Source organism: Pseudomonas sp. 21LCFQ010 (assembly GCF_024129905.1).
Taxonomy (GTDB): domain Bacteria; phylum Pseudomonadota; class Gammaproteobacteria; order Pseudomonadales; family Pseudomonadaceae; genus Aquipseudomonas.
In genome coordinates, this window is the sequence record NZ_JAMYDZ010000025.1 from 41,427 (window position 1) to 65,835 (window position 24,409).

General features: G+C 62.5%; 17 protein-coding genes. 11 read left to right on the forward strand and 6 right to left on the reverse strand.

The features are described from left to right. Positions 1–292 precede the first annotated feature (292 nt). Positions 293–2,902 (forward strand): bifunctional aconitate hydratase 2/2-methylisocitrate dehydratase, encoded by a 2,610-nt coding sequence (acnB, locus tag NJC38_RS23120; RefSeq protein WP_253117262.1) that lies wholly within the window; start codon positions 293–295, stop codon positions 2,900–2,902. A gap of 291 nt (positions 2,903–3,193) precedes the next feature. Here the strand turns inward: acnB and NJC38_RS23125 are convergent, their stop codons facing one another. The 3 genes from NJC38_RS23125 to NJC38_RS23135 form a co-directional block, all read right to left on the reverse strand. After that, positions 3,194–3,514 carry a helix-turn-helix transcriptional regulator gene (locus NJC38_RS23125; RefSeq protein WP_366856385.1) on the reverse strand — a complete coding sequence of 107 codons (321 nt, stop codon included), beginning with the start codon at positions 3,512–3,514 and terminating at the stop codon, positions 3,194–3,196. Beyond that, a complete protein-coding gene (locus NJC38_RS23130) occupies positions 3,514–3,873 on the reverse strand; it encodes a type II toxin-antitoxin system RelE/ParE family toxin (protein WP_253117264.1) in 360 nt (119 codons plus the stop codon). The genes NJC38_RS23125 and NJC38_RS23130 overlap by 1 nt, the downstream gene beginning before the upstream one ends. A 188-nt stretch (positions 3,874–4,061) precedes the next feature. Beyond that, positions 4,062–8,918 carry an NAD-glutamate dehydrogenase gene (locus NJC38_RS23135; protein ID WP_253117265.1) on the reverse strand — a complete coding sequence of 1,619 codons (4,857 nt, stop codon included), beginning with the start codon at positions 8,916–8,918 and terminating at the stop codon, positions 4,062–4,064. A gap of 360 nt (positions 8,919–9,278) precedes the next feature. On the opposite strand from NJC38_RS23135, the gene NJC38_RS23140 reads away from it, so the two are divergent. The 10 genes from NJC38_RS23140 (at position 9,279) to NJC38_RS23185 (ending at position 22,403) form a co-directional block, all read left to right on the forward strand. After that, positions 9,279–9,641 (forward strand): hypothetical protein, encoded by a 363-nt coding sequence (locus tag NJC38_RS23140; protein WP_253117266.1) that lies wholly within the window; start codon positions 9,279–9,281, stop codon positions 9,639–9,641. A 42-nt stretch (positions 9,642–9,683) separates the two neighbouring features. Then, positions 9,684–10,442, forward strand: coding sequence for an amidohydrolase family protein (locus NJC38_RS23145; protein ID WP_253117267.1), 759 nt, complete (start codon positions 9,684–9,686; stop codon positions 10,440–10,442). A 197-nt stretch (positions 10,443–10,639) separates the two neighbouring features. Next, positions 10,640–11,599, forward strand: coding sequence for a MoxR family ATPase (locus tag NJC38_RS23150; RefSeq protein ID WP_045493422.1), 960 nt, complete (start codon positions 10,640–10,642; stop codon positions 11,597–11,599). Positions 11,600–11,603: 4 nt separating this feature from the next. Then, complete coding sequence (locus NJC38_RS23155) at positions 11,604–12,548, forward strand: DUF58 domain-containing protein (protein ID WP_045493425.1); 945 nt, start codon at positions 11,604–11,606, stop codon at positions 12,546–12,548. Continuing rightward, positions 12,545–13,039 carry a DUF4381 domain-containing protein gene (locus tag NJC38_RS23160; protein WP_253117268.1) on the forward strand — a complete coding sequence of 165 codons (495 nt, stop codon included), beginning with the start codon at positions 12,545–12,547 and terminating at the stop codon, positions 13,037–13,039. The genes NJC38_RS23155 and NJC38_RS23160 overlap by 4 nt, the downstream gene beginning before the upstream one ends. Continuing rightward, positions 13,032–14,096 carry a VWA domain-containing protein gene (locus NJC38_RS23165; protein WP_253117269.1) on the forward strand — a complete coding sequence of 355 codons (1,065 nt, stop codon included), beginning with the start codon at positions 13,032–13,034 and terminating at the stop codon, positions 14,094–14,096. Before NJC38_RS23160 ends, NJC38_RS23165 begins: the two co-directional genes overlap by 8 nt. Continuing rightward, positions 14,093–15,808 carry a VWA domain-containing protein gene (locus NJC38_RS23170; RefSeq protein ID WP_253117270.1) on the forward strand — a complete coding sequence of 572 codons (1,716 nt, stop codon included), beginning with the start codon at positions 14,093–14,095 and terminating at the stop codon, positions 15,806–15,808. The genes NJC38_RS23165 and NJC38_RS23170 overlap by 4 nt, the downstream gene beginning before the upstream one ends. Further along, a complete protein-coding gene (locus NJC38_RS23175; protein ID WP_045493436.1) occupies positions 15,805–17,457 on the forward strand; it encodes a BatD family protein in 1,653 nt (550 codons plus the stop codon). Before NJC38_RS23170 ends, NJC38_RS23175 begins: the two co-directional genes overlap by 4 nt. Positions 17,458–17,520: 63 nt before the next feature. Next, a complete protein-coding gene (locus NJC38_RS23180; RefSeq protein WP_253117271.1) occupies positions 17,521–18,762 on the forward strand; it encodes an exonuclease SbcCD subunit D C-terminal domain-containing protein in 1,242 nt (413 codons plus the stop codon). After that, the gene (locus tag NJC38_RS23185; protein WP_253117272.1) at positions 18,759–22,403 is read left to right on the forward strand and encodes an AAA family ATPase; all 3,645 of its coding nucleotides are present in this window, start codon (positions 18,759–18,761) and stop codon (positions 22,401–22,403) included. The genes NJC38_RS23180 and NJC38_RS23185 overlap by 4 nt, the downstream gene beginning before the upstream one ends. 6 nt (positions 22,404–22,409) lie before the next feature. Here NJC38_RS23185 and NJC38_RS23190 read toward each other — a convergent pair whose 3' ends face one another. The 3 genes from NJC38_RS23190 to NJC38_RS23200 form a co-directional block, all read right to left on the reverse strand. Then, the gene (locus NJC38_RS23190; protein ID WP_253117273.1) at positions 22,410–22,604 is read right to left on the reverse strand and encodes a hypothetical protein; all 195 of its coding nucleotides are present in this window, start codon (positions 22,602–22,604) and stop codon (positions 22,410–22,412) included. A 300-nt stretch (positions 22,605–22,904) separates the two neighbouring features. Further along, entirely contained in the window at positions 22,905–23,093 is a 189-nt protein-coding gene (locus tag NJC38_RS23195; RefSeq protein ID WP_045493444.1) for a hypothetical protein, read from the reverse strand. Between the two features lie 121 nt (positions 23,094–23,214). Beyond that, the gene (locus NJC38_RS23200) at positions 23,215–24,390 is read right to left on the reverse strand and encodes a lactonase family protein (protein WP_253117274.1); all 1,176 of its coding nucleotides are present in this window, start codon (positions 24,388–24,390) and stop codon (positions 23,215–23,217) included. Positions 24,391–24,409: the final 19 nt, after the last annotated feature.

The window sequence follows — 24,409 nt, forward strand, 5'->3', positions numbered from 1 at the left end:
TCACCGTGCCTTTTAAAGGCGCAATGTCCGTCGGAAGCTGTTTTCAAAGCGTCACGAGCACAGTCAAGTTTTCCCGCAGCCCGGTGTCGTCTGGCCATTCCCTCATCACGAATGGCCGCCCGACCGCCCCACCCAGCCGGTCTGCAGGCGTAAAACTTTGAAAACAGCTTCGTAAGGAATTGCCGTTACCCTTGGCCAAAATGCTCAAAAAGCATCGGCGCGCAGGGTGCGGATGATTTCTGGATGAGCGTCCCGGACACCCCAAGATGGGACCACTGATGAGGGTAATACTGTGCTTGAAGCCTACCGTAAACACATCGAAGAGCGTGCCGCCCAGGGCATCGTGCCTCAGCCGCTTAACGCCGAACAAACCGCAGGCCTGGTCGAGCTGCTGAAGAATCCCCCGGCTGGCGAAGAAGAAGTCCTCGTTGACCTGCTCACCAACCGCGTTCCACCAGGCGTTGACGAAGCGGCCTACGTCAAAGCCGGTTTCCTGTCTGCCATCGTCAAGGGCGAAGCCAGTTCCCCGCTGATCGACCGCAAGCGTGCCACCGAACTGCTGGGCACCATGCAGGGCGGCTACAACATCGCCACCCTGGTCGACCTGCTGGATGATGCCGAACTGGGCGCAGTGGCTGCCGAGCAGCTCAAGTTCACCCTGCTGATGTTCGACGCCTTCCACGACGTATCCGAGAAAGCCAAGGCTGGCAACGCCCACGCCAAGGCCGTTCTGGAGTCCTGGGCAGCCGGTGAGTGGTTCACCAACAAGCCTGCCATCGCCGAGAAGTACAGCCTGGCGGTGTTCAAGGTCCCGGGCGAAACCAACACCGACGACCTGTCCCCTGCCCCGGACGCCTGGTCACGCCCTGACATCCCGTTGCACGCCCTGGCCATGCTGAAAATGGCCCGTGACGGCATCGAGCCTGAGCAACAAGGCGCCATCGGCCCACTCAAGCAGATCGAAGAAGTCAAAGCCAAAGGCTTCCCTGTCGCCTACGTCGGTGACGTGGTCGGTACCGGTTCGTCGCGTAAATCGGCAACCAACTCGGTGCTGTGGTTCTTCGGTGACGACATCCCTTACGTGCCGAACAAGCGCGCTGGCGGTTTCTGCTTCGGCACCAAGATCGCTCCGATCTTCTACAACACCATGGAAGACGCCGGCGCTCTGCCAATCGAATTCGATTGCACCGACCTGGCCATGGGCGACGTCATCGACGTTTACCCATACAAAGGTGAAGTGCGCCGTCACGGCAGCGACGAGCTGGTGACCACCTTCGAACTGAAAACCCCTGTGCTGCTGGACGAAGTCCGCGCCGGTGGTCGTATTCCGCTGATCGTTGGCCGTGGCCTGACCGAAAAAGCCCGCGCCGAACTGGGCCTGGGTCCAACCGACCTGTTCAAGCTGCCGGAAGCGCCGGTCGACACTGGCAAGGGCTTCACCCTGGCGCAGAAAATGGTCGGCAAGGCCTGCGGTCTGCCAGAAGGCAAAGGCGTACGTCCTGGCACCTACTGCGAACCGAAGATGACCACCGTCGGTTCCCAGGACACCACTGGCCCGATGACCCGCGACGAGCTCAAAGACCTGGCGTGCCTGGGCTTCTCCGCCGACCTGGTCATGCAGTCGTTCTGCCACACCGCGGCTTATCCGAAGCCGATCGACGTCACCACCCACCACACCCTGCCGGATTTCATCCGCACCCGTGGCGGCGTGTCCCTGCGTCCTGGCGACGGCATCATCCACAGCTGGCTGAACCGCATGCTGCTGCCGGACACCGTCGGCACCGGCGGTGACTCGCACACCCGCTTCCCGATCGGCATCTCGTTCCCGGCCGGTTCTGGCCTGGTCGCCTTCGCCGCTGCCACCGGCGTCATGCCGCTGGACATGCCTGAGTCGGTTCTGGTCCGCTTCAAGGGCAAACTGCAACCGGGCATCACCCTGCGTGACCTGGTACACGCCATCCCTTACTACGCGATCCAGAAGGGCCTGTTGACCGTCGAGAAGAAAGGCAAGAAGAACATCTTCTCCGGCCGCATCCTCGAAATCGAAGGCCTGGACGAGCTGACTGTCGAGCAGGCATTCGAACTGTCCGACGCCTCGGCCGAACGTTCGGCTGCCGGTTGCTCGATCAAGCTGCCTGAGAAGCCGATCGCCGAATACCTGCAATCCAACGTCACCCTGCTTCGCTGGATGATCAGCGAAGGCTACGGTGACCCACGTACCCTGGAGCGCCGTGCCCAGGCGATGGAAGCGTGGATTGCCAATCCTGTGCTGCTGGCGGCTGACCCGGACGCCGAGTACGCCGAGATCATCGAAATCGACCTGGCCGACGTCAAAGAGCCTGTGCTCTGCGCGCCGAACGACCCGGACGATGCTCGCCTGCTGTCTTCGGTTCAGGGCGAGAAGATCGACGAAGTGTTCATCGGTTCGTGCATGACCAACATCGGCCACTTCCGCGCTGCCGGCAAGCTGCTCGAGAAGGTCAAGGGTGGCATTCCTACCCGTCTGTGGCTGTCGCCGCCGACCAAGATGGACGCTCACCAACTGACCGAAGAAGGCTACTACGGCATCTACGGCAAGGCCGGTGCACGCATGGAAATGCCAGGCTGCTCGCTGTGCATGGGTAACCAGGCACGGGTACAGACCGGCTCGACCGTGGTTTCCACCTCGACCCGTAACTTCCCGAACCGTCTGGGCGATGCGACCAACGTGTACCTGTCCTCGGCCGAACTGGCTGCGGTCGCTTCGATTCTCGGCAAGCTGCCGACCGTCGAGGAGTACATGACCTACGCGAAAGACATCGACAGCATGTCTGCCGACGTTTACCGCTACCTGAGCTTCGACCAGATCGCCGAGTTCCGTGAAGCGGCGGCAAGCGCCAACATCCCGGTTGTTCAGGCTTGATGGTGTAAACCTGCGTTAAAAAGAAACCCCGCCTTGTGCGGGGTTTCTTTTTTGGGTGGTGTTGTTTTAGCGGGCGATCCCTGTGCCGCTTTAGGGAAACTCTTCAAACTACCTGCGTTGCCATCGCTGCGTTAAAAACAGGCTGGAACGCCAGCCCGGTCAAATGCTCATTGACAACCAGTCAACTCCGCTTGCTCGCCTGTTTTTGCCTTGCGCTGGCGTCCTCGCCGACGTTTTTAGAGGCTCCCTTTATAGCGGCGAATACTTCACGGCCAAGTCGACCTCGCGCAATCACGCCGCAACGGTGATCCCCGCCACCCGCGACCGGGCGGGCTGTACGATTATCTCGACATGCTGTCCCATCGCGACCAGCGCCTGCATGAGGCGCTCCAGCGAAATATTCTGCAGCTTATAACGACGAACCAGTGAAATTTTGGGTTGGGTCATGCCGGTGATGGTTGCGGCCTCTGTCTGGCTAAGCTCCCGCTCGGCGATCAACTGGTTCAGGCGCAGCGCCAGTGCGGCTTTGGCGCTCAGCTCCTCTGCATCATCGAAGCCGAGGTCGAGCAATACGTTGTCAACGCCTTGAGGCGACTCTTCAGGGTGGGTCATCATTGTTTTCCTCCTGCCTTGTAGCGGGTCAGAACAGTCTTGAGGCGTTTTTCAATCAATTCCACGTCCATCCCCGGTGTAGAAATGCCGGAACGGGATTTCTTCTGGAAGGCGTGCAGCACATGGACCGCATCGCCAATCTTTACGCTGTACACAGCACGATAAGCATCGCCAAAGTGATCTTCTAGCAACTCATACACGCCAGGCCCCAGCCCTTTCCAAGGCTTGACCGAGTCGGGCATACCCCCCAGTTGCACAATAAATAACGCCACCCCCATATCTTTCTGAACCCTTACGGGAAATGATTTGAAGTCTTTTCGAGAGGCACCTTCCCAGTAAAGCCGCTTGCGCTCGTGCATCAAAACTATATCCGTTCAGGTATAAAAAGCAACTGATCGGCTTATCGTCGCAAGACCGGGCTGGCGTCGGGTGGTAGATATGTATTGCGGTCCGGGCGGGCTCGAACGGCGAAGCGAAACGCCCGAGATCGCCCAACAAAAAACCCCGCCTCTCTCGAGTGCGGGGTTTTCTTTATTGCATCAGCTCATCAAACCGTACTGCCCTGCCCGCTCAGGGCCAGGTCCAGCAGCTCGCGGTTGGCAACTGCGTACATGGCGTAGTCGGTGCCGCTGGCGGCACGCAGTTCGACCAGCATGGCGCGCCAGCGCTCGACCATTGCCGCGTGCTGTTCCAGCCATAACGCCAGGCGTTCTTCGATATCCTCCGGCGCCTCCTGCATCTGCAGAACCGAGATGGTGATCGCCCGTTGCTGCCAGTCGATATCATCACGGAACGCTTCGCGAGCCAGTGCCTGCCAGTTGTTTTCCACTGGCAGGTTGCTGATTTGCTGCAAGTACCAGGTGATTTCCAGGGCGCTGCCCACGGCGAAGAAGGTCTTGGCGACGTCAGCGGCGTTGTGCCCGGTCACGTCAGAGGCTTCGATGATCGGCAGCAGGGTATACAGGTGGGTAGTACCTGCCACCATCCGTGCCAGCAGCTCAGGTACGCCTGACTCGACGTAAGCCTCGTAGCGTTCCTGCCAGACCGAACGGGTGCGACCTTCGAGCAGCTCGTCGAGCTTCAGGCCCAGCGCCGCGATGTGCGGACCGAAGTGCGCAACGTCACGACCGGCATCCAGTTCATTGCGACGGCTGCGCAGGAACCAGCGCGTGGCACGACGCCCCAGACGCATCAGTTCGTCCATCAGGGTCAGCTGGATCTCGGCCGGAACCTTGTAGTCCAGCGCCTCGATCTGCCGGAACCAGTGCGGCAGGTGGAAGATGTCACGCACGATGACATAGGCACCGGCGACCGCCGCCGCGCTCATGCCGGTGGACTCCTTCAGACGCTGTACGAAGGTGATGCCCATGTGGTTGACCAGATCGTTGGCGATCTGGGTGCTGACGATCTCGCGCTTGAGCCGGTGGCCGCGCATCGCTGCCGAGTAATCAGCACCCAGCGACGACGGGAACGCGGTTTCCATGTCCCGGGCCAGGTAGTCATCATCCGGCACACGGGACTCAAGCAGCGCTTCCTTGAGGTCGATCTTGCTGTAGGAGATCAGCACCGACAGCTCGGCACGGGTCAGGCCATGACCACTGGCAACCCGTTCGGCGATCTGCTCTTCGGATGGCAGGAACTCAATGACCCGGTCCAGCTTGCCGCGCGCTTCGAGGTCGTTCATCAGGCGCTTGTATTCGGCAATCCGGTCGTAAGCCCGGCGCGCCGCCAGCGACAGTGCCTGGGTCTGCTTGTAGTTGTTGCCCAACACCAGATGGCCCACTTCGTCGGTCATGCTTTCGAGCAGCTGGTTGCGCTGCTTTTGGGTCATGTCACCGGCCTGGACCACTTCGTTGATCAGGATCTTGATGTTCACTTCGTGGTCGGAACAGTCCACACCACCGGCGTTATCGATGAAGTCGGTGTTGGTGGCGCCGCCATGCAGGCCGAACTCGACCCGGCCGAGCTGGGTCATGCCCAGGTTGCCGCCCTCACCCACCACCTTGCAGCGCAGCTCATCACCATTGACCCGCAGCGCATCGTTGGCCTTGTCGCCAACATCGGCGTGGCTTTCTTCACTGGATTTGACGTAGGTGCCGATACCGCCGTTCCACAGCAGGTCGACCGGCGCCTTGAGCAAGGCGTGCATCAGCTCGGTCGGCGTCAGCTTGTCAGCCTTGATATCGAAGCGTTCTTTCATCTGCTCGGAGATCGCAATGCTCTTGGCGCTGCGCGGGAAGATGCCGCCACCGGCAGAGATCAGGCTGGCATCGTAATCGGTCCACGCCGAACGCGGCAGGTCGAACAACCGCTGACGCTCGGCGAAACTGCTGGCCGGCTCCGGATTGGGGTCGATGAAGATATGCAGGTGGTTGAAGGCCGCGACCAGCTTGAGTTTGTCAGACATCAGCAAGCCGTTGCCGAACACGTCGCCAGCCATGTCACCGATGCCGATCACGGTGATGCTGTCTTGCTGGACGTTGATGTCACGCTCACGGAAGTGGCGCTGGACACCCACCCAGGCACCCTTGGCGGTGATGCCCATTTTCTTGTGGTCGTAACCTGCCGAACCACCCGACGCGAAAGCGTCACCGAGCCAGAAGCCGTAGTCGATGGCGATGCCGTTGGCAATGTCGGAGAACGTCGCGGTGCCCTTGTCGGCCGCCACCACCAGGTACGGATCGTCATCATCGTGACGCACCACATTGGTCGGCGGCACCAGCACGCCTTCCTTGAGGTTGTCGGTGATGTCCAGCAGGCCGGAAATGAAGATCCGGTAGCAGGCAATCGCCTCGGCCTGGACTTCATCACGCCCCCCGGAAGTCGGCAGCCGACGTGGTACGAAGCCGCCCTTGGCTCCGACCGGCACGATCACCGAGTTCTTCACCTGCTGGGCTTTTACCAGGCCCAGCACTTCAGTGCGGAAGTCTTCTTCGCGGTCCGACCAGCGCAGGCCGCCACGCGCCACGTTGCCGAAGCGCAGATGCACGCCTTCGACACGCGGCGAGTAAACGAAGATCTCAAACTTCGGCACCGGCTTGGGCAGCTCGGGGATCAGGCGCGGGTTGAACTTGAAGCTGAAGTAGCCCTTGTTCTGACCATTGGCGTCGGTCTGGTAGAAGTTGGTACGCAGCGTGGCCTTGATCAGGTCCAGGTAACGACGCAGGATCCGGTCTTCGTTGAGAACCTGAACATCATCGAGCGCGGTGAGAATCGCCTGCTCCAGGCGCAGTTGCTTGTCGTCCAGATCGTCCGAGCCTAGCTTGCGCGCCAGGTAGAAGCGGGTCTTGAACAACCGGGTCAGTTCACGGGCGATATCGGTGTGGTTGTTCAGGGTGCTGGCGATATAACCCAGGTCGAAGCCCAGGCGGATCTGTTTCAGGTAGCGGGCATAGGCCCGCAGCAGCGCCACATCGCGCCATGGCAGGCCGGCCGTCAGCACCAGGCGGTTGAACGCATCGTTCTCGGCGTCGCCGCGCACGATATGCACGAAGGCATCCTGCAACACGTCGTTAAGCTGCTGGATATCCAGGTCCAGACCTTCAGCGTAAGTGAACGCGAAGTCATGAATCCAGAATTCACGGCCATCGACATGCTGCAAACGATAAGGGAACTCGCCCAGCACACGCAGGCCGAGGTTCTCCAGGATCGGCAAGACATCGGACAGCGCCAGCGGGGTATCGGCGTGGTACAGCTTGCAATGCAATTGCTGACGACGCCCGGCCAGTGGCTGATAGAAACTCATCACCAGCGGATTGTCTTGCGACAGGCTCAGCACATGCTGCATGTCGACCACTGCCGAGTGCGCGGCAAAGCGCTCGCGATAGCCGGCGGGGAAGCCTTTCGGGAAGTCTTCCAGAACGTTGGTGCCGTGGGCCTCGCCGAAGCTCTCGATGACCAGGCTGGCATAGTCGTCTTTCCACGAGCGACAGGCCTGGATGACTTCGTTTTCCAGTTGGACCGGGTCGATATCCAGCGTGACTTTCGGGTCAACCCGCAGGATCAGTTGCACGCGGGCCAGGACCGACTCGGAGAAGAACGTCCAGAACTCGCAATCGCTGGCCTTCAGGCGCTCCATGAGCACCTGCTGGATCTTCTGCCGCACCTCTGTGGAATACACATCACGCGGCACGTAGGCCAGGCAGTAGCAGAAACGCCCGTACGGGTCCTTGCGCAGGAACACCCGAATCTTGTTGCGCTCCTGGATCTGGACGATCGACATCACGGTGCCGAACAGTTCGTCCACCGGGGTCTGGAACAGGTCGTCACGCGGCAACACTTCGATGACCTGGGCCAGCTCCTTGCCCAGGTGCGCCTTGGCGTCGAAGCCGGAGCGACGCTCGACTTCCGCGACCTTACGGCGAATGTAAGGAATGCGATGCACGTTCTCGCCATACACCGACGAGGTGTACAGGCCCATGAAGCGGCATTCCTTGACCACGCTGCCCGAGGCATCGATCAGACGGATCGACACGTAGTCCGGGTAAGCCGGACGGTGCACCCGGCTGGGCAGCGCGGCCTTGGCGAACGACAGCAGGGTCGGTTCCTGCAGGTATTTCACCGCATAGTCTTCGATATGCAGGTCTTCGTCACTGAGCCCGGCACGCAGCAAACGGGTCAGGCCCAGCAGGGACGAGGGGTCATATTCGATATGACCGCCATCGGCTTCACTGCGCACCGTGAACTCTTCATAGCCCAGGAAGGTGAAGTGGTTGTCCACCAGCCACTGCAGGAACACCTTGACCTCGGCTTTCTCCTCGGGGTCGATGGCATATTGGCTGGCGTCGATGGCGGCCAGCACTTGATTGACCCGGGCCTTCATCGGCTCGAAGTCTTCAACCGCCACCCGCACCTCGCCCAGCACCTGTTCCAGCTCACGGGCCAGGGCGCTCAACTCGCTGGCATTGGAGCAGCGGTCGATTTCCAGGTACATCAGCGACTCTTGCAGCACGCCCTCGCCACTGGAGCCCTTGGGCAGCAGCTCGAGCAGTTCGCCCTGAGGGCCACGGCGTACGCTCAGAACGGTGGTCTGCAAGGTGTGGATGCTGTAGCTGCGGCGATTGAGCTCGGTGCGTACCGAGTCGACCAGGAACGGCAGGTCGTGGTGCAGCACTTCGACCACGGTATGGGTCGACTGCCAGCCATGGCGCTCGTAGTCAGGGTTGTAGACGCGTACTTGCGGAGTATCGTGTTCGAAGCGTTCCAGCAGTCGCCAGGCCGACAGCGTACAACCGGCCAGATCGGACAGGCGGCGCTGAGTCAGTTCATCCAGAGAAATGATGCCGAAAAATTGCTCGGCGAACAGGGCCACTTGTGGCAAGGCCTGATCGCTGATGTGCTGCGCCAGGGCCGCTTGCAGTTGATGCTGGAAGTCGGCCTTGCTGGCTGCGGTGAAGAACGCCATCGATGATACTCCGCTTTGGCTTTTTTAGAGGGCTGAGCAGCTTGTCGTGATCCGGTCGGCGACAGGATCGAGTGTAGAGCGAAATAGACAGAACCTCGGGCAACGACACAATCGGTTGCCCATTTCTAGAAGTACGTCAGAAAAAGCCACGAACCAGCAACACGCCAGCACACAACCGTTCATCGCCTTTTTCCAGCTTAACGACAGCAGCGCGGCGACGGCTTACAGGGCTGCGACATATTCGGTCATCGACCAACAGGTACGATAACCACCCGACCGGCGCCAACCCGCCGCACCAGCAAAGTTCATCAGGTGCTGGCACAATTGCGCCCCGCCAATCGCCCGGACTAGGAATCTCACATGCTGATCAACACCCTCTGCCTCATCGCCAATCCTTGCGACGATGAATACGACGACATGGCCATGCTCTGCTGCCATGGCGATAATGGCGATCTGTTTTCGCTGGGCCGCTTCCCGGATGAAGATCAGGTCGAGATCAGCCTGGGCGACGAAAAAAGCCTGGAAGTCAGCAGCCTGAAGGTCACCCTTGAAACCGGCCGACTGCTGATCGAGCTTGAACCAGCCGATGCGGCGCGCCTTGAAGGCGATGCGCACTTTGAAATCCACTACGACAGTCAGGTCAGTGACCTGGCCGAAATCGACCAGACCCTGCGCATTATTCTGAGCAACAATGTCGGTACATATGTCAGCCAGATCAGCTGAGCCGAGCGGGTAAAGTCATGCGCCATCGCCCAGGAGGCCGCCATGACCACGCCACGTTTCGACGCTCATTGCCATATCTTCAACCCGCGCTATTCGCTCAAGGTCTGTAACCGGCCGGTGCCTGGCCCCTTCACCGTCGCCGACTACCAGGCCAGCGTCGCGCCACTGGGTTTTACCGGTGGTGCGGTAATTTCCAGCACCGCCCAAGGCTTTCACCAGGGCCACCTGCTTGACGCGCTGCGCTGGCTGGGTCCTGGCTACGTCGGGGTCACCCGCCTGCCAGCCACGGTCGCCGACGCCGAACTCGACACCTTGAACGGCTTCGGGGTACGCGGCCTGCGCCTGGCGCTTAAAACCGGCGAGCCGCTGTTGCAGGAGCAGATCCTGGCGATGGGGCGGCGGGTACATCGCCATGTGGGCTGGCATGTCGAGCTGGCGGTGGACGCCCGCGAACTGGCCGACCTTGAAGACTGCCTGTCGCAGCTGCCAGCGCTGTGCCTGGACCACCGGGTACTGAGCCGCAACGGTCTGCCGACCCTGCTGCGCCTTGCCGAACAGGGCGCGCACGTCAAGATCTGCGGCATGAGCGGCTTCAATGCCACCTCCGTCGGGATGCTCAAGGACATCCACGCAGCCAACCCCAACACGCTGATGCTCGGCACCGGCCTGCCGTTGATCAACGCAACACCGGACGCCCTGCTGCGCGACCTTGAAATGCTCTTCGAAACCCTCGGCGACTCGGCAGCCCAGCGCGTGCTATGGAACAACGCGGCCAGTTTCTATCGACTGCAAACCAGTTGAGGCGGTAGCCGCCGAAAAATACCCGCCGCCATTAGTCGTCAGGGGTCCGGATAGATTAAAGTAGCGCCCCCAGCCCAGGGTTCTGTTTTGCAGGCCGACTCCCGGTATCCGGTTCACCGGACTACTTGCATGGCCTGACTCGCGACACTCGGGGCCGCCATTGCACAGCGGTACCACCTTGCCAGGAACCATCATCGATGGAACATCGTGAAGCGCTGATTGCGCTGCGCAGCTTTCTTTCAACCCAGATCCTCGGTCAGGAAAAGCTGGTCGACCGGCTGCTGATCGCTCTGCTCGCCGATGGCCACATGCTGGTCGAGGGTGCGCCGGGGCTGGCCAAGACCAAGGCCATCAAAGAACTGGCCGAAGGGGTCGAAGCCCAGTTTCATCGTATCCAGTTCACCCCTGACCTGCTGCCGGCGGACATCACCGGCACCGAAATCTACCGCCCTGAAACCGGCAGCTTCGTGTTCCAGCAGGGGCCGATCTTCCATAACCTGGTGTTGGCCGACGAAATCAACCGCGCCCCGGCCAAGGTCCAGTCAGCCCTGCTCGAAGCCATGGCTGAGCGTCAAGTCAGTGTCGGGCGCAGCACCTACGACCTGTCGCCGCTGTTTCTGGTCATGGCCACCCAGAACCCTATCGAGCAGGAAGGCACTTACCCGCTGCCTGAGGCCCAGCTCGACCGTTTTCTGATGCACGTCAAGATCGGCTTCCCGGACGCCGCCGTAGAACGCAAGATTCTCCAGCAGGCACGCGGCGAGGCCTTGAACGGTGAAACCAAGCCGGAGCGGCGGGTCAGCCAGCAAGCGATCTTTGCCGCACGCAAGGAAATCCTCGGCTTGTACATGGCCGATGCCGTGGAGGAGTACCTGGTGCAATTGGTAATGGCCACCCGCACGCCCGCCAAGTTCGACCCGGAACTGGCCGAGTGGATCGGCTACGGCGCCAGCCCGCGCGGCTCGATTGCCCTGGACCGCTGCGCACGGGCGCACGCGTGGCTGGCCGGGCGCGACTTTGTCAGCCCCGAAGACATCCAGGCGGTGCTGTTTGACGTGTTGCGTCACCGCATCATCCTGTCGTTCGAAGCCGAAGCGGCCGGTATCGATCAGGACCGGGTGACCCAGCGCATCCTCGACGTCGTCGCCGTCGCCTGACGCCATGCCAGCAGACCTGATTTCTCAACCGGGCATCCGGGTCAGCCTGCGCGAACTGATCGAGATGCGCCATCGCGTTCGTGAGGTGCAGCTGTTCTCCACGCCAAACCGGCGCAGCCCGCTGATCGGCCTGCACCACTCGAAGCTGCGCGGGCGCGGCGTGGACTTCGATCAGGTGCGGGTCTACCAGGCCGGCGACGATGTGCGCAACATCGACTGGCGAGTCACCGCCCGCACCCAGGAACCACATACCAAGCTGTTTCACGAAGAGCGTGAACGGCCGATTTTCATCATGGTCGAGCAAAGCCGCCGGTTGTTCTTCGGCTCAGGGCTGACCTTCAAATCGGTGCTGGCGGCTCAAGCGGCCGCCTTGATCGGCTGGGCCGCCCTGGAACACAACGACCGGGTCGGTGGCCTGGTGTTCGGTGACCGGGAACACTACGAAATCAAACCGCGACGCAGCAAGCAGAGCCTGCTGCAACTGCTCAATCGTCTGGTGCGGGTCAACCAGTCGCTGCACACCGAAATCGCCGCCGATCGCGACGCGTTCGGCACCGCATTGCGCCGCGCCCGCGAAGTGCTACGCCCCGGCAGCCTGGTGATCGTGCTGTGTGACGAGCGCGCGCTCAGCGATGCGGCCGAGCAGCAGCTGAGCCTGTTGTCACGACATTGCGACCTGCTCCTGCTGCCGCTCTCCGATCCGCTGGACCGTGCCCTGCCCGCCGCCGGCCTGCTGCGCTTTGCCGAACGAGGCGCCGAGCTCGAGCTCGATACCTTGAATGTCGAACTGCGCAAAAACTACCGGGCGCTGGGCGAAGCCCGCTGCGCACGTTGGGAACGTCTGGCGCAAAAGCTGCGGGTGTTGCTGATGCCCTTGAGTACCCAGATCGAACTGGTCGAGCAGCTGCGTGAGTTCCTCAAGGCCCAGCGTCCGGTGAAGCAGCCATGAACCCACTGGACCAGCTACAGCCATTGATCGCGCCCGCGCCGCCGGGGCTGTGGCCGCCCGCGCCGGGCTGGTGGCTGCTGATCGCCCTGTTGCCGCTGGCCGGCTGGGGATTATGGCGAGCCTACCGGCTGCTGCGGGCGCGTAACCCGTTGCCACGCGCCGAGCAACCGCTGGACCCGGTACGGGTGGCGGCACTTGCAGAGCTGGCCAGCCTGGCCAAGCCCTATGACGGTGCGCCGGCCGGTGCCTGGCTGCAGCAAATCAACGGTTTGCTCAAACGCCTGTGCCGCAACCACTATCCGTACAGCCAGAGCCACACCCTCAATGGCCGTAAATGGCTGGCGTTTCTCGACAACCGCTGCCCGGCCGCTGGCCTGACGCGCTGGATGGTGTTGGTCGAAGGCGCCTACAAACCCGAATGCAAACTGGACGACAAAGCGATCAACGGCCTGACCCAGTCGGTCGAAACCTGGATCCGCAAACATGTTTGAGTTCGCCTGGCCGTGGATCTTCGCCCTGCTGCCGCTGCCCTGGCTGATGCGCTGGCTGCTGCCGGTGGCCGACAACGGCGAGGCGGCGCTCAAGGTCAGCTTCATCAGTGAACTCGAAGGCCTCAAAGGCCGCCGCGCCAGAGCCAACCTGCCCGCCTGGCGGCAACGCGGCCCGTTGCTGGTGATCTGGCTGTTGCTGTTGCTGGCCAGTGCCCGCCCGCAATGGCTCGGCGAGCCCTTGCCGATTGCCGCCAGCGGCCGGGACCTGCTGGTCGCGGTGGATGTCTCTGGCTCCATGGACTACCCCGACATGCAATGGCAGGGTGAAGAGCTCAGCCGTCTGGCCCTGGTGCAGCAGATGCTCGGCGACTTTCTTGAACACCGTGAAGGCGACCGGGTCGGCCTGATCCTGTTTGGCAGCCAGGCTTATGTGCAGGCCCCCCTGACCTTCGACCGGCGAACCGTGCGGGTCTGGCTGGACGAAGCGCGGATCGGCATTGCCGGCAAGAACACCGCCATCGGTGATGCCATTGGCCTGGCCTTGAAACGCCTGCGCCAACGGCCGGCCGAAAGCCGGGTACTGATTCTGGTCACTGATGGCGCCAACAATGGCGGGCAGATCGACCCGGTGACCGCTGCCCGACTGGCGGCCGATGAGGGGGTGAAGATCTACCCGATCGGCATCGGTGCGGACCCGGACAGCACCGGCATCCAGAGCCTTTTGGGCCTCAACCCGAGCCTGGACCTCGACGAGCCGACACTCAAGCGTATCGCCGAGCTCAGCGGCGGCGAGTATTTCCGTGCCCGCGACGGCGACCAACTGGAGAACATCCGCAGCATCCTCGATGCTCTGGAGCCGGTCGCCCAGCAACCGACCCAGGCCCGCCCGGCCCTGCCGCTCTATGCCTGGCCACTGGCGCTGGCGCTGCTGCTCAGTGTGCTATGGGTGATTGTCGAGCTCTGGCCTGACAACGCACTGGAGCGCCTGCGCCAGGCCGCAGTCGAGCGACTGAACGCCCTGCGCCAGCGCCTTAAAAAGACCGGAGCCCGCAAATGAGCGCATTCTGGCCTTACTGGCTGCGCCCGCTGTGGCTGCTGGTCATCCCCTTGCTGGTCTGGTTGCTGTACAAGCTCTGGCACCGCCAGAAACGCGCCGGGCGCTGGCAACTGCTGATACCGCCCGCGTTTCACGCAGCACTGCTCAACGGCGGTAACGGCCGGGGCAGCAAACAACCCTGGGTGGTGCTGGGTCTGGCCTGGCTGCTTGCCGTACTGGCCCTGATCGGTCCCAGTTGGCAACGCATCGAACAACATGGTCAGAAGCCGGTTGATCCATTGGTGGTGGTGCTTGAGCTCACCCCGCAGATGCTCGCCACCGACACCCCGCCCAGCCGTCTGGAGCAGGCCCGGCGCAAACTGCGCGACCTGTTGCAGGCGCGCAGCGATACCCAGACCGCGGTCGTCGTGTACGCCGGCAGCGCCCACACGCTGGTGCCACTGTCTGACGACCTGGCCACCAGCTACAACCTGATCGACGCCATCAAGCCGTCGATCATGCCGGCCGCCGGGCAGCGCGCCGACCTGGCGCTGGGCAAGGCTCTGGAGCTGCTGCGCCAAGCCGACCTGGGCCAGGGCCGGGTGCTGCTGATGACCTCTGCGCTCAATGAACAGGAACGTCAGGGCATCCGCCAGCGGCTGGGCAACCAGAGCCCGTCGCTGAGCATCCTTGGCCTGGGCAGCAATGATGGCGTACCGGTGACCCAGGAGAATGGCGGTCTGTTACGCGATGAACACGGCGCGATCATGGTCGCCCGGCTCGACAGTCAGGGGCTCGCTGATTTCGCAGCACAGGTCGGGGGCAACTACCGTCAGGCGCGTCCTGGCCTTGACGATCTGCGCAGCCTGGGTCTGCTCGACAGCCCGCAGCAAATCAATCGCGATGGCCGCGTTCTGCGCCTGGACAGCCGCGCTGACCAAGGCTATTGGCTGCTCCTGCCACTGCTACTGCTGGCCGCCTGTGCGGCACGCCGGGGCTGGCTGTTCGTGCTGGCCCTGCTGTGTGTGCTGCCGCACAACGCCATGGCGTTTGAATTCCAGGACCTGTGGTTGCGCGCCGATCAACAGGGCCAGCGGCTGATGCAAAAAAAGCGCCCTGGCGAAGCAGCGCAACGCTTCACTGACCCGCGCTGGAAAGGCACGGCGCTCTACGCCGCCGGCGACTACGCCGCTGCGGCGCAACAATTTGCCGGCGGTGATACGCCCGCCGACCACTACAATCGTGGTAATGCCCTGGCCATGAGCGGTGAGCTGGAAGCGGCGCTGGATGCCTATGAGCAGGCGCTGGAGCGCCAGCCTGATTTTCCTGCCGCACAGTTCAACCTGAGCCTTGTCCAACAGGCTCTGGATCAACTGCAACCCGCTGCAACCGACGAGCCGCAGCAGCCGCCAAGCGAAGAGCAGGCGTCACCGGACGAAGCGGCTGCCAGCGCTCAGCAGTCTGACACCAGCCAGCAACAAAGCCAGGCCCAGCACAGCGAACAAGACGAGCCACCGAGCCAGACCCGCGACGCGAGTAACATGAACTCAAGCGATGCCATCGACGAAGCCGACAACACCACTCGCCCGCCCGTGGCCCTGCCCGACGAGCCGTTCGATGGCGAGCGGCGCCAGTCGCTGGAGCACTGGCTCCGGCAGATCCCCGATGATCCGGGCGAACTGCTGCGACGCAAATTCCGTTATGAGCAGCAACATCAGGAAACCAGCCGATGAGCCGCGCCCCCCTTTTGTTGTCCGGCCTTCTGCTGTGGATGACCGCACTGTGTAGCCAGGCCGCCGAACTCACCGCGCAGGTCGACCGCACCCGGCTGGTCGCCGGTGAGACGGTCGAGCTGACCCTGGAAACCAACGACGTCACCCAGTTCGGCAAACCTGACCTGAGCGTGCTGGACGAAGCCTTCGAAGTGCGTGACACCCGCCAGGTCAACAGCCTGACCACCCTGGACGGCAACAGCCAGGCCAATACCCGCTGGCTGATCACCCTGTTGCCACGCCACACCGGCAGCGTCGAGATACCACCGGTGCAACTGGGCCAATCACGCACCCAACCGGTCTTGCTGCAGGTATTGCCCGGCGATGCCCAGGAACCGGGCAGCGAGCTGGCACCGGTGTTCATCGAGGCCAGCCTCGACCAGGACAGCGTCTATGTACAGGCCCAGGCGGTGCTGACCCTGCGTATCTATCACTCGGTGTCACTGTTCGACGACAGCAGCCTGAGCCCGCTGCAACTGCCCGAAGCCCGTATCGAGAAACTCGGTGACTCACGAACCTACGAGAAACTCATCAACGGTATCCGCCACGGGGTGATCGAGACCCGCTACGCCATCTATCCGCAACAAAGCGGGCTGCTGAAGATTCCGGCGCTGGTGTTCAGCGCCACCCAGGCCCAGAGCCCCTCGGCGGCCAGCCCCGGCCAGCAACAGGCGCCTAACCCCTATGGGCCGCAACCGGGCAAGGCGCTGCAGGTCAGCTCGGCGGAAATCAGCCTCAAGGTCAAGGCTCGCCCGGAGTTGTGGCCGGCCGATAAGCCATGGCTGCCGGCCAGCAGCGTGAATCTCGAAGAAAGCTGGAACCCGGACACCACCACCGTCCAGGCCGGGGATTCGCTGACCCGGACCTTGACCCTCAAGGTCGAGGGCCTGTCGGCTTCGCAATTGCCGCCCCTGCAGATCCCCGACTTGCCGGGCGTACGCCGCTATCCGGACCAGCCACAACTGACCAATCAGCCAGGTGAGCGTGGCCTGACTGGCAGCCGCAAAGAAAGCGAAGCGCTGGTACCGGGCCGGGCCGCCAGCCTGGAACTGCCGGCGGTGGAAGTGACTTGGTGGAACACCCGCGAAGACCATATCGAACACACCAGCCTGCCGGCGCGTACCTTGCAGGTCAGCGTCAACCCTGGGCTGGCAGTCGACACCCCGGTATCCGGTGAGCACGGGCTGTCGCCATGGCTATGGATCTGGCAACTGAGCACGCTGTTTTTCGCCTGCACAACCCTGCTGGGCCTGTGGCTCTGGTGGCGGGCCCGCGGCCTGCCGGCGGTGGCGCGCGCCGCGCAGACCGGTCCCAGCCCGCGCACGGTGCTCGATGACCTCAGGCGTGCCTGCCTGGCCAACGACCCGCAAAGTACCCGCCAGGCGCTCGACGCCTGGGCCCGTCAACAGCCCGAAACCCTGGCCGACATGGCCGCGCGCTTTGTGCCGCTGTCCGATGCGCTGGACGGTCTGAACGGGGCGCTGTACAGCGAAGCCGGGCCGTTCTGGCTCGGTGAAGAGTTGTGGCGGGCGATCCGCAGCCTGCCGACGGTAGAGCCCATACAAGACAGCTCGGCAGACGCCGGGCTGCCGCCGCTGTATCCGAAATGAATTCACGGCCTTGCAGGAGCGCTGCCCGGCGGGTCCTGCGCGGTTCAATCACAAGGTAATGCAATGCGTCTGTTTCACACCTCCGACTGGCATTTGGGTCAGCACCTGCATGGTCAGGAACGCGATTTCGAGCATCAGGCTTTTCTGGGCTGGCTGTTGGCCCGACTGGCCGAGCGGCGACCCGATGTGCTGCTGATCGCTGGCGATATCTTCGATACAGTCAACCCGCCGGTCACTGCCCAGGAGCGCCTGTACGAATTCATCGTCGACGCCCATGAGCAGCAGCCACACCTGACCATCGTGATGATTGCCGGCAACCACGACTCCGGCTCGCGTATCGAACTGCCCGCGCCGTTGATGCGCCGCCTGCGTACCCACGCGCTGGGGCGGGTGCTGTGGCTCGATGACGGCAGCCTGGATGCCGAGCGCCTGTTGCTGCCATTGCCCGATGCCAGTGGCTCGGTGCGGGGCTGGTGCCTGGCGTTGCCGTTCCTGCGCCCGGCGGAAGTCACTGGCGCGCAGGCGGGCGATAACTACCTGCACGGCATTGCCCAGGTGCATCGCCTGCTGATCGACGCCGCGCAACGCAAACGCGAGCCCGGCCAGGCACTGATCGCCATCAGCCATGCGCACATGGCCGGCGGCAGTGTGTCCGAAGACTCCGAACGCAGCCTGATCATCGGCAACACCGAAGCCCTGCCAGCAGCCCTGTTCGGCCCGGAAATCACCTACGTGGCGCTTGGGCACCTGCATAAGCCACAGCAGGTCAACGGCGAGACACGCATCCGCTACAGCGGCTCGCCGATTCCGCTGTCATTCTCAGAGATTGGCTACAAGCACCAGATACTGGAAATCACCTGCGAGGGTGAACAACTGGTGAGCGTCGAACCGCTGCTGATTCCACGTGCCGTGCCCCTGCAACGCCTCGGTCCGGCGCTGCTCGACGACCTGTTGGTACAGCTCGGCGCACTGCCACAGGTCGACTTGCTTGATGAACCCCATCGCCAGCCATGGCTGGAGGTCCGGGTGCGTCTCGACCAGCCGCAGCCAGACCTGCGCAACCGTATCGAGGCGGCACTGCAAGGCAAGGCTGTACGCCTGGTACGCATCGCCGCCGAATATGCCGGGCGCAACGGCGACGCTGAAGACGCTGCCGCCAGCGAGCTGATCGACCTCGAACAGCTCACCCCCCATGAACTGTTCCGGCGGGCCTGGCAGGACAACTACGCTAATGAGGTCGACGACCAGACCCTCGATGATTTCGCCACGCTGCTGCGTGAAGTGCAGCAGGAGGCCGAACAATGAAGATTCTTGCCATCCGCCTGAAGAACCTGGCATCGCTGGCCGGCCCGTTCGAGGTCGACTTCAGCGCAGAACCGCTGGCCAGCGCCGGATTGTTCGCCATCACCGGCCCGACCGGAGCCGGCAAGAGCACCCTGCTCGACGCCCTGTGCCTGGCACTGTTCGGCGCCGTGCCACGTCTGAGCCGGGTCGGCCAGTCCAAGGTGCCGGACATCGACGGTGAGATCACCACCAGCGACCCGCGCACCCTGCTGCGCCGTGGGACCGGCAGCGGTTATGCCGAAGTGGACTTCATCGGCATTGATCAGCGCCGCTACCGTGCCCGTTGGGAGACCAATCGCGCCCGCGACAATGCCAGCAAAAAACTGCAGGCCAGCCGGCAGATCCTGACTGATCTGGACAGCGAGCAGGTGCTCAGCAATCAGAGCAAACGCGAGTTCGAGCAACTGGTCGAACACCGCCTGGGCCTGAATTTCGAGCAGTTCACCCGTGCCGTGATGCTCGCCCAGAGCGAATTCAGCGCGTTTCTCAAGGCCGACGACAAAGAACGCAGCGAACTGCTGGAAAAACTCACCAATACGGCCATTTACAGCCAATTGGGCAAGCGCGCCTGGCTCAAGGCCAGCGACGCCAAAAAAGCGCTGGAAGACCTCAACCTGCTGGCCAGCGGCGTGGCCCCCATGCCCGCCCAGGCCCGTGCCGAGCTGGATGAGCAGTTGAGCCAGGCCCAGCAGCAGCTCAAGCTCGACCAGCAGCGCCTGCGCGAGCTGGAACAGCAACAGCAGTGGTTCGGCCAGTTACAACGGCTGGGCGCAGAGACCCAGGCCACTCGTCACAGCCTGGCCTGCGCCGAGCAAGACTGGCAGGATCAAGCCGGCGAGCGAGACAAGCTCGGCCAGCTGGAGCGCCTCGCCCCGCAACGCCATCGCTTTGTCCGACGCGCCAGCCTGGATGCGCAACGGGCACCGTTGGCGCAGCACATCGCTCAGCAACAGGCCCGCCAGGGCGAACTGAGCGCCGCCCACCAGCAGTTGCAAGCCAGCCGCGACACGGCCCACACCACCCTGCTTGCAGCCCAGCAACAGGCCAGCGAGTCACGAAGCCGGCTGCAACACGCCTTCGACACCCAAAACACCCTGAGTCATCAGGCCGACGCGCTGAGCAAAGCCCGCGCCAGCCAGCAACAGCATGAACACGACTGCCAACAGGCTCAGCAGCAACTGGACAGTTTGCTCGCCCAACAGCAACACCTCGCACAACGGCTGGCCGACATCACCGCGCAGCTCGACAACAGCAGTGCCCTGGCGCCCCTGACCCAGGCCTGGAGTGCCTGGCAAGGCCGGCTCAAGTCACTGACCCTGACCGCCAATCGCTGGCGCCACGGGCAACAGGAACTGCCGGCCCTGACCCGGCGTGCCAGCGACGCCGAACAGCAACTGGCCGAACAGCGCAACGCCCTGGAACTGCTGTACCGCGAAGCCGACTGCGAAGTCTCGGCGGTGACCGAACAGCTGCAATTGCTCGGCGGCCTGCTGCAAGACAACCGCAAGCAACAGCGTGCCAGCGAAGAACTTGAGCGGCTGTGGACCAGCCACCAGCAATTGGAGCAACAACGCCAAGGCATCACTGACCAGCTGCATAAAGCCGACCAAGAGCGCGAACAACTGGCCGCCGATGGCAGTGCGGTCAACGAGCAGCTCAAAGTCGCCGAACAAACCCTCAGCGTCACCCGCGAACTGCTGGAGCGCCAGCGCCTGGTGCGCAGCGCCGGGGTCGATGCGCTACGCAACCAGTTGCAGGACGAGCAGCCGTGCCCGGTGTGCGGCAGCATCGAGCACCCCTGGCATCAGCCCGAAGCGCTGTTGCAAGGGCTGGCCGAACACGATGAAAGCGAACAGGCCGGCGCCGAAAAGGCCGTCGAAGCGCTCAAGGAACGCCGCAGTCTGCTGCGCGAGCAATACGCGGTGCTCACCTCACGCATGAAAGACCTGCTGGGTCAGCAGGATCAGTTGCAAAACCAGCAGCAAGCATTGGCGAAGCCGTTGCAGGAGCATCCTCAGGCAGCCGCCCTGCTTGCAATTAACGAGGCAGAACGCGCGGCCTGGCTGCAACGCCAACAGCAGCAGCTCACCCAGGTCATTGAGCAGGACGAGCAGCGCCAGCAGGCGCTGCTCAAGCTGCAACAGGACGCCGGCCGGCTGCAGCAACAACTGCAAGAAGCCCAGCAAGCCAGCCAGAACGCCAACGCCCAGATTGAAGAGCAGCAACGTCAACTCAATAGCGACCATGCGCGTCTTGAAGAAGAACTTGGCGCGTTGCAGCCGATACTGCCAGGCGACTGGCTTGAGGCACTGCGCAACGAGACCTCGGCCAGTGTCATGCGGCTGGAGCAGCAAGTCGTTGAACGCCTGGCGCTGCTTGAGCAGCAACAGGAACAACAGCAGGAACAGGCCGAGCGACACAAGCGCGTTGAACAGCAACAACTTGAACTCACCGCTCGCCAGCAACGTCAGGCTGAACTGCAACAACAGGTGCAAAGCCTCAGCGAACAGCAGCAGGCCAGCCAGACGCTATTGGGCGAACTGCTTGGCGGCCATGCCAGCGCCGAACAATGGCAGCAAGCGCTGGAACAGTCGATTGAACAGGCCCGCGCAGCCGAGCAACTGGCCGCCCAGGGGCTACAGGACAATCAGGCGCAGAGCATCCAGCTGGCCGCCGAACTCAAGGCCAGCGAACAACAGCAGCAGGCGTTGCAGGATGAAGCCGCCGGACTCGATGAGCAGATCAGCGCCTGGCGCAACAGCCATGCGCAACTGGACGATGCGACCCTCAATGCCTTACTGGAAGTCGACGACGCGCAGCTTGAAGAACTGCGTCAGCGCTTGCAGGCCGCCGAGAAAGCGCTGGAGCAGAACCGGGTCCTGCTGCACGAACGCGAACAGCGCCTGAGCGAACATCAGGCCCACTTTCCAGAGCTTACCGACGGCGCCGGGCTGGAACAGGCCGCACAGCAAAGCCGCGAGCAGTGCGCAGTGACCGAACAACAATGCGCTGATCTGCGTGCGCAGGTCAGCGAGGACCAGCGCCGCCAGCAAGCCAATGGTGAGTTGCAGGCGCGTATCGAGCAGGCTACCGCCGAACGCCTGCGCTGGGGCCGCCTGGCAGAATTGATTGGTTCAGCCGAAGGCGACCGTTTCCGCAAGATCGCCCAGGCTTACAACCTCGACCTGCTGGTCCATCACGCCAATGCCCAATTGCGCCAACTGGTGCGCCGCTACCGGCTCAAGCGTGGCGGCAGCCTGTTGGGCCTGCTGGTGATGGACACTGAAATGGGCGACGAACTGCGTTCGGTGCATTCACTGTCAGGCGGCGAAACCTTCCTGGTGTCGCTGGCCCTGGCGCTGGGCCTGGCCTCGATGGCCTCCAGCACCTTGCGCATTGAATCGCTGTTCATCGACGAAGGCTTCGGCAGTCTTGACCCTGAGTCACTGCAACTGGCCATGGACGCCCTCGACGGCCTGCAAGCTCAGGGGCGCAAGGTCGGGGTGATTTCCCACGTCCAGGAAATGCACGAACGCATTGCCGTGCAGATTCGTGTCCGCCGCCAGGGTAACGGCCAGAGCACCCTGGAGGTGGGCGGCTGAACAGGGTCAGGACGCGTGCTGAGGCAACGGTTGTCCGCTAGCGGCGCTGTGCACGGCCACCGGCGCCTGAGCACTGCTGACCTGACCGGCATTGATTTGCGGATTCATGCTGGTCACGGTCACCACGGCAATGAACACCACATACAGGGCAATGGCGATATACGCGCCCTGCTTGATCGAATGAAGTACGGCTGTGGCCATCGGTTTTGCTCCATCACGGGTTTCAGAACACTAGCATTACTGAAAACCGGGTCCATGAAAAAACATACCTCTATATATCAGGCATCAATGGTATTGATGCTTGCAGCCGCTGAAAGTTGAAGATTTTTTACCGGCCAAAAACACCAATCCCCGTGAGCGCAATACTCACGGGGATCGGGCAGATACAAGGGCTTTCGCGAGCAGGCTTGCCGCCGGGTCTGCGTTGCCTAGCGCACAATGGCTAGCGGTCGTCAGCTCGGGGTCGACAAACAGGCTCGCGAAAGCCTCATGAAACTCGCGTCACTGGCCGGTCTTGTGATCCAGCGCAGCATAGAAGTTGGCGCTCTGTTGCAGGTACTGCGGGGTATAGCTCTGGCTTTGGGCAACATGCAGTTTGTTTTCGGTCACCTCTGTGTTGGCGCTGGCAGGCAGAGCGGCAGTGGCAGAAATGGCGGATGCGGCGATGATCGAGAAGAGATTGAAGTTCATGATGCAAATCCTCGGAAGTGGTTTGGGTTCCGGGCCGTGAGGCCATGGATCAAACTTACTCCCGCCGATCCCCCAGAAAAAATCCTTTCTGGCACTAGCCTTTATCACTGCGATTAATAGTTCATTGTGCCGACGGCAAAAACAGCAGTGCCGACGGCGCCGGCATCTCCAGCGCCTGCACCACATCACCCAGCCGCCCGCTCTGTGGGTCCCGCTTGAGGGTCACGATCTGGTTGCTCTTCTGGTTGGCGATCAGCAAGAACCTGCCGCTGGGGTCAATGCTGAACTCCCGCGGTTCACGGCCCTGTACGGAACGGCGCTGGAGCTCCTTGAGTGCCCCGCTGGCCGGATCGATGCTGAACACCAGCAACTCGTTGGCATCGCCACGGTTGGCCACGTAGAGGAAACGGCCATCAGCAGAGGCATGCAAGCCACTGGCACCGACCGCCTGGTGCTTGCCGGGCTGCTTGAGATCAACCAGTTGAGTCTGCCGGAACCGACCATTGTGATAGTCGAACACCGCCACTTGAGCCGTCATTTCCAGGGTCAGCCAGGCGTGCTTGCCATTGTCACTGAACAACAGATGCCGTGGGCCACTGCCCTTGGGCAGGCTTACCGTGGCCGCCTTGAACGGCTGTAATGGCTGCCCGAGTTGCGCGTCGTAGTGGTAGACAAACAGCTTGTCAGCCCCCAGGTCCGCTGCCACTACGTACTTGCCATCCGGAGTCGGCAGCACCCCATGCACATGTGAAGAACTCTGGCGCTCGGCATTGACCTTGCTGGGCGGGTTGGGCCCAAGCACCTGCACCGCATCACCCAGGCGGCCAGCGCTGTCGACTGGCAAGACAGCCAGCGCCCCGCCTGGCCTGGCCTGCACCGCATAGTTGGCCACCAGCAGATAACGCTGATCAGGTGTGAGGCTTGAATGAGTCGGTTCATCGCTCTGACTGGCGACCTGATTGATCAAGCGTAGCTCGTGAGTCTGCGGGTCGACCCTGTAACTACTGACCTTGCCCAGCCTGTCCGCCTGCCCTGGACCGTTTTCATTGACCACGAACAGATAACCGGCTTCGCGCGACAGGGTCAGCCAGGACGGACTTTCACTCACCACCACTTGCCGTGGCTGGGTGTCGATCAAGCCGGTCTGACTGTTAAAGCCCATCCGGTAAAGCCCCTGGCTGTCACCCTGGGTATAGGTGCCCACCAACAGATCGAGGTCGGCGTTGTCCTGAGCATGAGCGGGCAAAACACTGAAGATGCTGGCAAGCACCAGCCAGGGCAGCAATGGGCGGGACATGACGGCCTCCGTTGAGCAC

Excerpts from the sequence above, each read along its gene's own strand:
- NJC38_RS23125 (WP_366856385.1), bottom strand. The coding sequence starts at position 3,514 with ATGACCCACCCTGAAGAGTCGCCTCAAGGCGTTGACAACGTATTGCTC.
- NJC38_RS23130 (WP_253117264.1), bottom strand. The coding sequence starts at position 3,873 with ATGCACGAGCGCAAGCGGCTTTACTGGGAAGGTGCCTCTCGAAAAGAC.
- NJC38_RS23135 (WP_253117265.1), bottom strand. The coding sequence starts at position 8,918 with ATGGCGTTCTTCACCGCAGCCAGCAAGGCCGACTTCCAGCATCAACTG.
- NJC38_RS23140 (WP_253117266.1), top strand. The coding sequence starts at position 9,279 with ATGCTGATCAACACCCTCTGCCTCATCGCCAATCCTTGCGACGATGAA.
- NJC38_RS23145 (WP_253117267.1), top strand. The coding sequence starts at position 9,684 with ATGACCACGCCACGTTTCGACGCTCATTGCCATATCTTCAACCCGCGC.
- NJC38_RS23150 (WP_045493422.1), top strand. The coding sequence starts at position 10,640 with ATGGAACATCGTGAAGCGCTGATTGCGCTGCGCAGCTTTCTTTCAACC.
- NJC38_RS23155 (WP_045493425.1), top strand. The coding sequence starts at position 11,604 with ATGCCAGCAGACCTGATTTCTCAACCGGGCATCCGGGTCAGCCTGCGC.
- NJC38_RS23160 (WP_253117268.1), top strand. The coding sequence starts at position 12,545 with ATGAACCCACTGGACCAGCTACAGCCATTGATCGCGCCCGCGCCGCCG.
- NJC38_RS23165 (WP_253117269.1), top strand. The coding sequence starts at position 13,032 with ATGTTTGAGTTCGCCTGGCCGTGGATCTTCGCCCTGCTGCCGCTGCCC.
- NJC38_RS23170 (WP_253117270.1), top strand. The coding sequence starts at position 14,093 with ATGAGCGCATTCTGGCCTTACTGGCTGCGCCCGCTGTGGCTGCTGGTC.
- NJC38_RS23175 (WP_045493436.1), top strand. The coding sequence starts at position 15,805 with ATGAGCCGCGCCCCCCTTTTGTTGTCCGGCCTTCTGCTGTGGATGACC.
- NJC38_RS23180 (WP_253117271.1), top strand. The coding sequence starts at position 17,521 with ATGCGTCTGTTTCACACCTCCGACTGGCATTTGGGTCAGCACCTGCAT.
- NJC38_RS23185 (WP_253117272.1), top strand. The coding sequence starts at position 18,759 with ATGAAGATTCTTGCCATCCGCCTGAAGAACCTGGCATCGCTGGCCGGC.
- NJC38_RS23190 (WP_253117273.1), bottom strand. The coding sequence starts at position 22,604 with ATGGCCACAGCCGTACTTCATTCGATCAAGCAGGGCGCGTATATCGCC.
- NJC38_RS23195 (WP_045493444.1), bottom strand. The coding sequence starts at position 23,093 with ATGAACTTCAATCTCTTCTCGATCATCGCCGCATCCGCCATTTCTGCC.
- NJC38_RS23200 (WP_253117274.1), bottom strand. The coding sequence starts at position 24,390 with ATGTCCCGCCCATTGCTGCCCTGGCTGGTGCTTGCCAGCATCTTCAGT.